Origin of the sequence: Trichocoleus desertorum AS-A10, assembly GCF_039962155.1 — a bacterium.
Taxonomy (GTDB): domain Bacteria; phylum Cyanobacteriota; class Cyanobacteriia; order FACHB-46; family FACHB-46; genus Trichocoleus.
This window is the reverse complement of record NZ_JAMPKN010000007.1, coordinates 65,786-77,315: the sequence shown is the minus strand read 5'-3', so window position 1 is coordinate 77,315 and position 11,530 is coordinate 65,786. Positions and strand designations below refer to the sequence as shown.

At 48.9% G+C, this 11,530-nt stretch carries 11 protein-coding genes; 6 read left to right on the top strand and 5 right to left on the bottom strand.

Features of this window, described 5'->3' with window-relative positions; genetic code table 11:
• Nucleotides 1-20 precede the first annotated feature (20 nt).
• The 3 genes from NDA01_RS12190 (at nt 21) to NDA01_RS12180 (ending at nt 2,283) form a co-directional block, all read left to right on the top strand.
• Nucleotides 21-422, top strand: a complete 402-nt coding sequence (locus NDA01_RS12190; protein ID WP_190558898.1) for an ExbD/TolR family protein — start codon at nt 21-23, stop codon at nt 420-422.
• Nucleotides 423-745: 323 nt separating this feature from the next.
• Entirely contained in the window at nt 746-1,429 is a 684-nt protein-coding gene (locus NDA01_RS12185; RefSeq protein ID WP_348228150.1) for a HEAT repeat domain-containing protein, read from the top strand.
• Nucleotides 1,430-1,806: 377 nt separating this feature from the next.
• Entirely contained in the window at nt 1,807-2,283 is a 477-nt protein-coding gene (locus tag NDA01_RS12180; RefSeq protein WP_348228149.1) for a tetratricopeptide repeat protein, read from the top strand.
• A 39-nt stretch (nt 2,284-2,322) separates the two neighbouring features.
• On the opposite strand, the gene NDA01_RS12175 is transcribed toward NDA01_RS12180, so the two are convergent.
• The 4 genes from NDA01_RS12175 to NDA01_RS12160 form a co-directional block, all read right to left on the bottom strand.
• Nucleotides 2,323-3,213 (bottom strand): S66 peptidase family protein, encoded by an 891-nt coding sequence (locus NDA01_RS12175; RefSeq protein WP_348228148.1) that lies wholly within the window; start codon nt 3,211-3,213, stop codon nt 2,323-2,325.
• Complete coding sequence (locus NDA01_RS12170) at nt 3,210-4,313, bottom strand: glycosyltransferase family 4 protein (protein WP_348228147.1); 1,104 nt, start codon at nt 4,311-4,313, stop codon at nt 3,210-3,212. Before NDA01_RS12170 ends, NDA01_RS12175 begins: the two co-directional genes overlap by 4 nt.
• A 57-nt stretch (nt 4,314-4,370) precedes the next feature.
• Nucleotides 4,371-5,681, bottom strand: a complete 1,311-nt coding sequence (locus tag NDA01_RS12165; protein ID WP_348228146.1) for a peptidoglycan-binding protein — start codon at nt 5,679-5,681, stop codon at nt 4,371-4,373.
• Nucleotides 5,682-5,855: 174 nt separating this feature from the next.
• Nucleotides 5,856-6,971: a DMT family transporter gene (locus NDA01_RS12160; protein WP_348228145.1), complete on the bottom strand. Its 1,116-nt coding sequence runs from the start codon at nt 6,969-6,971 to the stop codon at nt 5,856-5,858.
• A gap of 473 nt (nt 6,972-7,444) precedes the next feature.
• Here NDA01_RS12160 and sppA point away from each other — a divergent pair, with 473 nt between their 5' ends.
• Nucleotides 7,445-8,266 (top strand): signal peptide peptidase SppA, encoded by an 822-nt coding sequence (sppA, locus tag NDA01_RS12155; protein ID WP_348228144.1) that lies wholly within the window; start codon nt 7,445-7,447, stop codon nt 8,264-8,266.
• A 158-nt stretch (nt 8,267-8,424) separates the two neighbouring features.
• A complete protein-coding gene (gene aroH / locus NDA01_RS12150) occupies nt 8,425-8,856 on the top strand; it encodes a chorismate mutase (RefSeq protein WP_190558882.1) in 432 nt (143 codons plus the stop codon).
• 82 nt (nt 8,857-8,938) lie between these two features.
• On the opposite strand, the gene crtR is transcribed toward aroH, so the two are convergent.
• A complete protein-coding gene (gene crtR / locus NDA01_RS12145) occupies nt 8,939-9,910 on the bottom strand; it encodes a beta-carotene hydroxylase (RefSeq protein WP_190553066.1) in 972 nt (323 codons plus the stop codon).
• Nucleotides 9,911-10,311: 401 nt separating this feature from the next.
• Here crtR and NDA01_RS12140 point away from each other — a divergent pair, with 401 nt between their 5' ends.
• On the top strand, nt 10,312-11,190 hold the full coding sequence (locus NDA01_RS12140) for a COP23 domain-containing protein (protein WP_348228143.1): 879 nt from the start codon (nt 10,312-10,314) through the stop codon (nt 11,188-11,190).
• Nucleotides 11,191-11,530 lie beyond the last annotated feature (340 nt).

Below are 11,530 nucleotides of genomic sequence, written 5' to 3'. Positions count from 1 at the left end.
GTTACCAGCGAGAGGAACTGATGCGTCTACCCTCTGAACCGGATGTGCCGCCACAGATTAACATCGTGCCGATGATCGATGTGATCTTCGCCATTTTGACCTTTTTCATCCTCTCATCGCTTTATCTGACCAGTTCTCAAGGATTACCTGTCAATCTTCCCAAAGCGGCAACTGCTCAGTCCCAAAGCTCAACTCGCATCACAATCACGATTGACCCGCAAGGCCAAATTGCCCTCAACCGCCAAGCGATTCCGTTAGATGCTTTAGAGGTAGGGGTACGCAACCTGATTCCCTCTGGCCAAGAGTCGATCGTAGTTTTGAACGCAGACGAAAACGTCAGGCATGGCCAAGTTGTGCAGGTGATGGATCGCTTGCGTCGCGTTCCGGGAGCACGTTTAGCGATCGCGACTCAAAGACCCTAGCGATATTGGTTCCCTCTCCGCTCATGTCGTTGCCTCGCCTTTCCAATTCCAGCAGTTGGGAAAAGCGAGGCAATCTTTATTAGTGGCCTCAAGTTTTTTGATTACTGAAGAAATTTTTAAGTTTTTATAGTCAATTTTTTATATTTTTTATAAAACTTAATACGGATAATATTGTCATGGTTGGCCTCTAAAGTTTCTGCGAACTACTACCTCAGAAGCTTTTCAGCATTTTCTACTTTTGTTTAACTGGATGGAGTGAAATCAACACTCCCTTAAGCAAGGGATAAAGTGTAAAAATTTGTAATATAGCAAGATTAAAGTATATGACTCATTCTCATCTAGAACAAATTGCCAGCCAGCTAGAAAGCGAAAACTCACGCGATCGCATGTTGGCTTTGGCTTCTTTGCGGGGAGTTTCAGCGGCTGAGGCAGTACCCCTGATTAAAAAAGTCCTGGACGATGAAAACTTACAAATCCGCTCAATGGCCGTGTTTGCCTTAGGCATCAAACCTACCGAAGAGTGCTACCCCATCTTGATCCGCCTGCTAGAGAACGACCCAGATTATGGCATTCGGGCTGATGCGGCTGGAGCCTTAGGTTATTTAGCCGATCCTCGAGCGTTGGAGCCGTTGTCTCGAGCTTTTTATGAAGATACAGATTGGCTCGTGCGCTTTAGTGCAGCGGTCTCTTTAGGCAACTTGAAGGATCACCGAGCTTATGATGTGTTGGTTCAGGCGCTAGATAGCTATGAGATTGTGGTGCAACAAGCGGCGATCGCGGCCCTAGGTGAAATTAAAGCCGTAGAGGCAGTAGACAAGATTCTGCGGTTTGCTCAATCCGAAGACTGGCTAGTTCGCCAACGCCTCGCTGAAGCGTTAGGTCATCTCCCAAGTCCTAAAAGTGTCTCAGCTTTGAAGTTTCTAGAGAAAGACAGCCATCCTCACGTTTCCGAGTCGGCTAGGATCTCGCTGCAACGTTTATCCGAGCAAACCGAAACCGCCGAATAGAACTCGTTAATCGATTCGTTAACTATTCAATGGCCTGTCTGGTTCTAGTATCAGGCAGGTTTTTTGTTACCTGTAGGTTTACAACAATTTTCGATTCGTTAATCCAACTATTTCGCGAAAGCGGGTCTTGGATTTGCCCAGTGCCAAAACCGGGTTATAGATAACCTATCAGCTCAGTGTACAGAGGCCGAATCTTGGTTAGATTACACTTCCTTGATGCTTTTAATGCTTTTACTCCTCTGTCTATAAAGACTCCAAAAAGATTGGTTCTCGGGTCTCTTCAGTGTTTCTGGCTTTGATAGAGTCAAATTACGGCCAAGGGGCATCTTAAGTAATTTTTTTAACATAAATAAGCGCAAAAACACTGAGTAAAAGCAATGCCAGTTTCTAATTCATGGTGGTTTAAGTTTCCGATCGCCATTGGTTTAACCGCAGCGATCGCCGCCTCTGCCTACGGCTTTGGGATTGCCAACAAAGCGCCTGCCAGCAAACTTCAAGCAGCTGATCTGCTAGAGCAGGGCTTTTCGTTACGAGCCGCAGGTCAATTGCCAGAAGCTCTAGCAGCTTTTGAGCAAGCCATTGAGACCAAGCCGAACTACGCTGAAGCCTACACAGCCAAAGGAGCTTTACTAGCAAAACAGGGCAAAAATTCCGAAGCGGTCGCTGCCTTTGGTCAAGCGATTGAAGCCGATCCGCAATTAGCCGCTCCTTACCTAGGCTGGAGCCAAGTGTTGATTCAGCAGGGCAAGTTTATGGAAGCCAAGGTAGTGCTAAGTCAAGCCCGCAGCACCCTTAAACAACAAAGCGACACTCAGCAAACTGGAGTGGTTAATCACTTAATGTCCAGCTTCTAGACGATCCAGCTAGCCTCGGTCTTTACTCAAACCCTAACTTTACTCAAACTTTAACTGTCCTTGATCACCGTCCAGGGTGACGAGTCTACCGACTGGCAATGCAGCATTGGGGCCATCGTGACCAAAGGGCAGGTCAGAAACAATGGGAATGTTAAGGTCGCTGAGGCGATCGTGCAACACCTCTTCGACGCTAAAGCTAGGCACATTAGCAGGGGGTTGGCACTGGCTAAAGCGCCCCAATGCGATCGCCCGTACTGCTTGAAACGCCCCACTTAAGCGCCATTGCGTCAGCATCCGATCAATCCGGTAGGGCGCTTCCGAAACATCCTCGAAGGCTAAGATGACACCTGCCAACTGCGGTTGGTGCGGTGTATGCAGCAAGTGAGTTGCAACCGTCAAATTGGCAGGCAGCAGAATGCCCCTAGCTTGTCCTCCTCCCCAACCTTGGCCTTGTAGAGGAGCGAGAGAATTACGTCCTTCCACCCAGCTAAACAAACGCTCAATAGACCAATCTGGTTCAGCAGCCAGCGTCGTCAGTAAAGGGCCATGAACTCCAGAAACTTCTTGTTGGCTTAGGCTCCAGAGCAAGCTAGTGATGTCGGAGAAGCCAATCAGCCATTTAGGTGGCGTTGGTGGCCAATGCCAATCTTCTAATAGGCGCGCCCCCCCATACCCCCCTCTGGCGCAGAGAATTCCTTTACAATCCGGATCTTTCAGCGCGGTTTCTAACTGCTGACGACGGTTACGATCATCTCCTGCCAAATATCCCCACCGAGCGTCAAAACCAGGGGTAAGTTCTACCTCATAGCCACGCGATCGCCAAATTTCTAGCCCTTGCTGAAAGGCATTCAATTCTCGCAAGGTGCCGCTAGGGGCAATCACCCGCAAGCGATCGCCCGGTTTGAGGAAAGGTGGAAGTTGGCAGTTCATGCTGGCCTCAGTGTTATTCCCAGAATGTCTGCAAACCATTCTTCCATGCGATCGCCCATTGCCGCTTGTGAAAACTCCGCCTCAGCTTGTTGGCGACAGGTCGCCCGATCGATTTGGTCAATTTTGGCGATCGCCGCCACTAAACCAGGCACACTATCTGGTTCTACTAGCCAACCCGTCTTGCCATCTTTGACTATTTCCGCTGGCCCACCCCGTCGATAGGCAATCACCGGAACACCACAGGCTAAAGCCTCGATCGCCACATTGCCAAATGCCTCTACCCAGCGGGGTGTAACTAGCAAAGCGCGGCACTGCCGTAAAACCTGCTGCAACTCAATGGTTGGGAGAAATCCTAAGTACTCAACTGGAGCATGGGGATAGCTTTGGCAAAGTTGTTGCCAATAAGTAGAATCTTGCATCGCACCCAAAATCTTCAGCAGCATGCCTGTCTCTTGAGCCGCCGCGATCGCATCTTCCAAACCTTTTTCGGGAGCAATTCGCCCAACCCACCCTAGCCAAGGCTGGGGTTCTCCACAGAATTGATACAGAGACAAATCAAATCCATTACCCAAACAACGACAGTGGCTTGCAAAGGAAAACGTGGCCGCTTGAGCTTGGCTGTGTACTCCGATCGTGCGAGGAAATTGCCTTGCTACTTGTTCAATAATTTGGTCCATCGCATCAGTAAGCGAACCCATACTCACCAAATGCGCGATCGGACGTGGAAAAAACGGAGTTAAGTAAAAGGGCAGCCAATCGTAGGCAAAATTCACCAACAAGTCGTAATCTGGCGCAACTCGACGAGCATAATCCCACATATTGGCCAGCACCGCTGCACCTGGCATCACGATGGGGTCAGTTCTCAACTGAGTTTGAGCAGTGGTCTGCAACTCTCCGGCAATTTCAATGATCGGCAGCGTCCGCAAGCAAGAACCTGTAGGGGCAAGAATCTGCAACGAGTGGCCCCGGCTCATCAGTTCTTGAGCAATGTTGTGCAACGTTAGCTCAACCCCACCGCCTAAACCAGACCCTAAAGGCCCCACGGAAGTAGAAACAAACAAAAGTTTGAGTGGACTATCTAGGGAAGTAATTACACCCATTGAGTATTGATGAGAAGAACAAATTAATCCTGGCCAACCAGATCATCAAGAGAGCTTTTATGGATCGGAGAGACTCTCAGGTAAGCTTTCCGGTGGGCTCACAGAATTTTTCAGCGCTGGGACGTTCTCCACATTCGCAATCGTCTTAATCCGGTTCACTTGATTGAGTGCCCAACGTGCTGTCTCTTGCACTTCTGCATCCGGATCTTCTGTCGCATGACGCAGTAGTTGGCTAATCTGGCCGACCAGATCATAAATCCGGGTGATGTCGCGGATCGCATTTTTCCGTACTTCTGGATTTTCATCTTGCAAGGAAATCGCTAAAGCTCGATTCATCGGCTTCAGGGTCCGTACGCCAATCTCCGACAAGGAAGCCAAAATTAAGCTGCGTTGCTTAGAGTCAGAGTCAATCATTAAGTCGACTAACGGCTGTACCGCCTGAGTATCGCCCCGCTGCCCCAGTTCCCAAATGGCCTTCCGCCGCTTAGCAGGATCTGGGCTGCGTAGATCCTTAACTAGTTCCTCGACAATATTGATTTTGGCTAGTCGTGTGGTTTCTCGGACAGGTAACGACTCAGAATTAGAGGTTTCACTAGATGCCTCGGACTGCTTGCCATCAACCGCGATCGCCGGAACACTGTGGCCATTGCTGCTCACCTCTAGGGCAGGAGTATGAGGACTAGAAACTGACGGCTCTACAGGATTAGTGTCTGCTCCAGGTAAGTTAGGAGGGGAAGAATCACGACCTGCTAAAGTCTTTGGTTGTTTCGACTGGCCGCTCGCCCTTAGCAGTGAATATAAAATTCCAGTTCCAATGGCTGCGATCGCGATTACACCCACCAACCAACCTAACCAACTCCGTTGCGGTCCAGCAGATTTAGCCTCTTGAGCGGGGGTTGGAGTTGTTTTCGGAGCCTCAGTTTTAGCGCTCTGTAACTCTTGTAGGCGAGAGAGCGTGCTTGGACCTGCAACCCCATCTGGACTGAGACCAATCGCTTTTTGAAAATTTAAAACAGCAGTCTCAGTACTCGGGCTGTAAGTTCCATCGGCAGCGCCATCAAAGTAGCCTAAAAGCTTCAGGGTGGTTTGCAACTGTTTCACCGCTGGTCCTTGAGCACCAGGTTGCAGCGTTGTGCCAGGCGTAATGCTGCTAGGCGACGAGCTAGCAGTTGTGGATGCACTGGCTGAAGCACCCTCGATAGGTGGGGATTGGGCTAAGTTAAGTGAGCTGGCGAGTAAGAGAGGGCCAAGAGCCTCAGGTGCAGATGCCCTAGAGCGGACTCCCGTGTAACTCCTTGCTGGCTCAGGGATGACACCGAAGAAAGTGACACAGGTAAGCAGGAGTAAAGTGGAGCGGTAGAGCGTCATAAATAAACCCAAGGCTTAAAGACTACAACCAGGGCAAGCGGCGAGAGTGCGATTGTGGCAAATTAACATAGCGGCTTTGACTCTCATGGGCCTTCAAAAGATTCCTTAGTTTTACGGAATCAAAAAGCCTTCTAAAAACAGGACATGATCTATAAATAACCTGGGTTAGTCGCACTATTGCTGCAAAATTTTAGATTCCGCGTCGGTAATTTGCAGAGGCACCCTCGTAACATCGCTGATAATACCGCCAGATTGCGGTAATAGTTCTACAGTTGGAGCGGCAGTTTCCTCAAGTAGGGACATCGATTCTGATGCAGTAGCACCCTGAAGCTTCCGGGCGATCGCCTCACGCTGATTGATCAGATAAATGCTAACCAAGGTCAGACCAACCCCAAACCACTGCAAAGGGCTGAGGACTTCTGCTAGGAATAAATTACCAAACAGTAGGGCAAACACAGGTGTCAGAAATGTCAAAGCGCTCAAGCTGGTTAGGCTACCGCTAGAGGCAAAGTAAAAGAACAAGCCATAAGCGATCGCACTACCAAAGACAGTGGAGTAGCTCAATGCCATCCACCCAGAAAAGTCGAGATGCACCCACTGCTCAGACTCCCACAGCGATGAAAACGCAAAAAGTGGCAGACCTCCCAATATCATATGCCACCCAGTGGCTGTGACCGGATCAGCATAGCGAAAGACTAAGCGAGCCATGACGGTGCCTACGGCCATAGACAGAGCCGCTAAAAGCATCAACCATTCGCCATTCTGGAACAGTTGCTGTAGTAGTTCTGGGGCTGAAGGGAAGGAAGCGATCGCAAAATGCCCTTGCAGTAATCCCCAAATCCATTCATCGGGTAGCCCTAGCAAGCTAATACCCAGCACGCCTAAGCCTAAACCGAGCCAACCCCACAAGCCAATGTGTTCGCCAAACAGCCAACAGGCCAGCAGAGACACAGCTAAAGGTTGAGAGTCAATCATGACTGACCCTAAACCGGCAGTGGTACGAGTCAATCCTTCTGCTAAAAAGCCTTGAAATAAAGCTCCATCCACCAAGGCAAAACTCAGAATTCCGAGCCAAGCCGCCCAACCCCGTGGTTGCGGTCGTTGCATCATCGCTGCAACCACTAAAATCATCATCCCCGCAGGCACCAAGCGCACCCCTGCTAAAAACATAGGGGCAGTCTGCGGAATGACTCCTTTCATCGCTACCATCGCCGTGCCCCAGAGAAAAAAGGGCGCAATCAAGAGGAGTGGTGCTACGGGTAACTTTGATTCAGAGGGTCTTAGGTGCATGCAATAACTCCGGGAAGGACTGGGCGGTGCCAAATACTAAACCTTAGGCCCGCATCCTAATCTCATCTAGGATGCTGAGTGATTGAGAAAACTGAGCTACAGCTTGAAGTACAGCTTTAATCAATTGTACTGAGTTATATATTTATGTTAAGTAACTTATTTAAACATACTCGTTTTACTACTGCGGTACCGAAGTTTGAGCAAACGGCTGATTCTGAGCAACAGATCAGGTTTCTGGATCCAGCAGAATCCTAGTGCCCTAGCAGTAGCAACCCCAATACTTTCAATCCAATCGTCTAAGAATTAAGGCACACTAGGAGTCAGACCACTCCAGCTAACAGTGCAACACTTTTAACCTGCTGGTCAGCTTCAGCTGCTTGAGGAAAGCTGAAAACTTGGGCTGTCATTCCAGTCTGAGTCGGTCTCTGCCTCAAAATTGACTGACATCATTTCGTACTGGTTCTCAATTACTCATGATTTGGCCTTTCAAGCCTCGGTCTCGAAAACAAATTGCTCGCATTGAAGTCTCAGGAGCGATCGCAGGAGCGACACGCAAGCGAGTTTTAGAAGCTCTCAAAACCGTAGAAGAAAGAGAATTTCCCGCTCTGCTCCTACGAATTGATAGCCCTGGTGGCACTGTCGGAGACTCCCAAGAAATCTACAGTGCGCTCAAACGCCTGAGCGAAAAAATCAAAATTGTTGCCAGCTTCGGCAATATTTCTGCATCAGGTGGCGTTTATATCGGCATGGGCGCAAATTACATTGTCGCCAATCCGGGTACCATCACTGGCAGCATTGGGGTAATTCTCCGGGGCAATAACTTAGAACGTCTTCTAGAAAAAGTAGGCGTTTCCTTCAAAGTAATTAAATCTGGTCCCTACAAAGATATTTTGGCTTTTGACCGAGAGCTGACAGAGCCAGAAGCTCACATTTTGCAATCGTTGATTGACACAAGCTACCTACAGTTTGTACAGACTGTGGCTGACGCCCGTAAGCTGGCGGTGGATACAGTTAAAAGCTTTGCGGATGGGAGAGTTTTCACAGGTGAGCAAGCCCAAGAACTAGGGCTTGTAGATCGCCTAGGAACCGAAGAAGATGCTCGTCGTTGGGCAGCGGAGCTTGCAGGTCTTGATCCAGAAAAAACTCGTTGCTACAACTTGGAAGAACGCAAGCCCTTCTGGAGTCGTGTTGTTCCTAGTACGAGTCAAACTCGCTCAGGAGTCAGGGCTGGTCTTGATTGGATGGAGTTTGAATTGTCTACCAGTGGTCTACCTCTGTGGCTTTACCGACCCTAACCGACAAATCGCCCAAAATTGACAATTTAACGCCTTGAAAATCCTAGATTTTGTTAACATTGGCTCGCATTGTCAAGATTTTCAGTTATCGTTGCGATCGCTCAGGTTAGATAATCTGAGCCATAAAAATTCAACTTGATGAACCTTGGTTTAATCACATGACGGAGGATGATGGCGTGGAATGGAGAGTTCGGGCAATTCGTGGTGCAACAACTGCCTCAGAAAATACGGCTGAGGCAATTCGAGAAGCAGTCGCTGAGCTGTTAGATGAGCTAGAAGCTCATAATCAACTCGATCCAGAAGAAATTATCAGTGCGACGTTCTCAGTTACCCGCGACTTGGACGCCATCTTTCCGGCTTCAGTAGCGCGTGATCGTCCCCGTTGGCAGAATGTCCCTTTGCTAGATGTGCAACAAATGCACGTTGAAGGCAGTTTGGAGCGTTGCATTCGCTTCCTGATTCATTTCAACACTCCGAATCCGCACGTCGAAATCTATCATCCCTATCTGCGTCAAGCCAAAAGCTTAAGACCCGATTGGATCTTGGCTCAAACAGGCTTGGCATCGCCCGTCGTTAAGTCTCATCGTTAACTAAGTTTAATCACTAAAAAAGGGAGCAGAGTTAAGTCTTGCTCCCTTTTTTAGTGGTTTAAGCCGGGTTTAACTGGACTGGTCAACTGTGAACTTCCAAGCCCTGAGCTACCTCTAAGCTACTGTTGGCTGGGCTAGCTTGGCTTATAGGAGTGTTTACCTCTGAAGACTCCAGCGATCGCGGGCGATGAAAACGAATGCCTAGGAAGACATCGTACACAAAGTGCCAAAAGTCTTTAGTCTCTGATAAACCCAGTGATTGGTGGCAACCCTTAGCGTCTAACAAAGGCTGAGTGGCATAGTAAGCCGGCTGATAGTTGTACCAGGGAATAGAAGGCCACAGATGATGGATCAGATGGTAGTTCTGACCCATAATCAGCAGGTTCAGAATCCGGTTGGGATAGACTCTAGCGTTCTTCCAACGATCGCGCTCCTGAAAAGGTCGGTGGGGCAAATAGTCAAAGAATAGGCCCAGAGCTAAGCCTACAACTGCCAGAGGCACAAACCAAAAATTGAAAATGTAGCCCAGAAAGTCGTGCTGGCAGGCTGTGTAAATTAGAGCACCGACGGCTAGGCGAGCGAGAAACCACTCCAATAACTCGGACTTCCGCCATAACCGACGGCGGAAAAAGAAAATTTCGTGGTACATGAAACGAGCCGCAATAAACCAGAGCGGCCCCCCGGTCGAAACAAAGTGATCGGGGTCATTGTCTGGATCATTCACATTGGCATGGTGCTGCATGTGCACGCGCGTAAAGACTGGGAAAGAAAAACCCAGCATTAAGGCACTACCATGTCCCATGACGGCATTGATGATGCGATTGCGATGTGCCACATTGTGGGATGCATCATGAATCACCGTCCCCACCATATGTAGAGCAATGACAGTCATGCTAAAGCAGCACCAGTCAAGCCATTCCCAACACCAGTAACCCAGTATCGATAGGATTTCTATGGCTACCGCTGCCAGGAACATTAGCAGCGTCGGGTTAAATTGACCCGGAGGACCCATTAACTCCTTCGGCACTGTCAGGGGCTTTACTGCCTCCGACATCGTTATCAATACTCCTTGTTGGTCATCCTCGCGTAGTATACGATACGAATGCTGAATAATAAAGTTTTGTGAAACTAGCTCATCTAATCAGAGCTGCGCTAACAGTAGCGTCAAATTAAATAATTTGAGCCAATTTTAGAGTGACAAGAGCAGTTTAACCTCAGAAGTTCACGGACGTTGCCTGACAACCTCAGCTTTAAACACTTCAGCAGAAACCCAACTTCAATGAAGACTCGGTGAAATCACCCTCCTAGGTTGGCGGATCTTCCGATGTAAATGCTAGGTCTGAAGGTTATCAGGGTTGTAGGAGTGCTCTATCGTATCAGGTGCATCAGGGCTTTGTTACATCAGGGGTGGTGTTGCGGTGATGAGTTGTCATTCACTCTGAAGAGGCTTTGGTTATGGTGTTATTACAATCGCAAGGTGATGCTCAAGGTCGTTTCAAGCTAACGTTTGTCACTTTTAAGGCTACAAGTGTGGCTACAGGAGTTGCGGTGCTCTTGGGTGGTGGTTTGCTTGCAGGTATGGCTAGTAGCGCGATCGCTGCCACACCTATCAGTTCCGGATCAGCATCAGAGGATATTCAAGTACAAACAGAGCCTGAAAATTCGGAGTCTACACCTACGACAAAACCTACGACAAACCCAAGTAGCGGCTCTACTCAAACTAGAGTGGCAAATAGACCCCGCTTTACTTGTGAAATGCTCAACGGCCAGTACACGGTGGTTTATCACCCAGAGAGCCGTCCTAGCGAATCCTATCCCTGGGCTACACCCAGCCAACTAGGCGGTGGTTGGACTCCTCAAGCTCGTTGTCAAGAAATCAGTCGCCGTTTAGAACTCTACCGTCCTGATGGCCTACAGGAAATGCGAACAGCGGTGGAAAATAACTACAACACAGTTTGTGTTACCACCGAGAAAAATTCAACTTGTCGCATCGTTCTGACAGTCCCGCCGAATCAAGACCCGCTGACGACTCGCGATCGCGTCTTCCAAAACTTGACAATTGCTGACAGCGGCCAACAAACTCAAGCAGCTAACACGTTTGTAGGTAGCAGCCGTGTAGGCAATAGTTCTATAGGTGGCAGTAGCCGAGGAGGTGAAAAGCTGGACGAATTGGTTAACTTAGGTGTCTCGCTTCTAGGCGGGCGGCAGGAGCGCTCTAGCAACATCAACTTGCGGCCCTTCCTTGATCCCGCTGATGGTGGAACAGGCAGCAAGCTAGGTCAAGGTATGTCTACTCGCAACAATCTTCGCCTCAATCCAGCCAATTTTCGTTAGGTAAAAATTAAAACAGGGTAGGTTTTGCAAATTAATAGTTTTAGCGCACCGAACAACTAACCTACTAAACCTGATGGAACCCACCCTAGAGACTGAAGGCACCTAAAGATTCTGTCGCTTGCCCTTGCAGGTTTTTGCAAAAGGGACTAGCCAAACGTGGTAGTATCCCTGTTGCCGCCTTGCCAAGAGGCAACAGCATTTTTCTCAACCGTTAACTCTCTGCTATCAACGCATGCGACTATTGATAGTTTAGAGTTATTTTCTTGTTGCACCTCACTTCGGGATTTCATTCCATGCCTAGGCTGGAAAGTGCAGCAAGTCACCGCTAAGCCAGTATCCT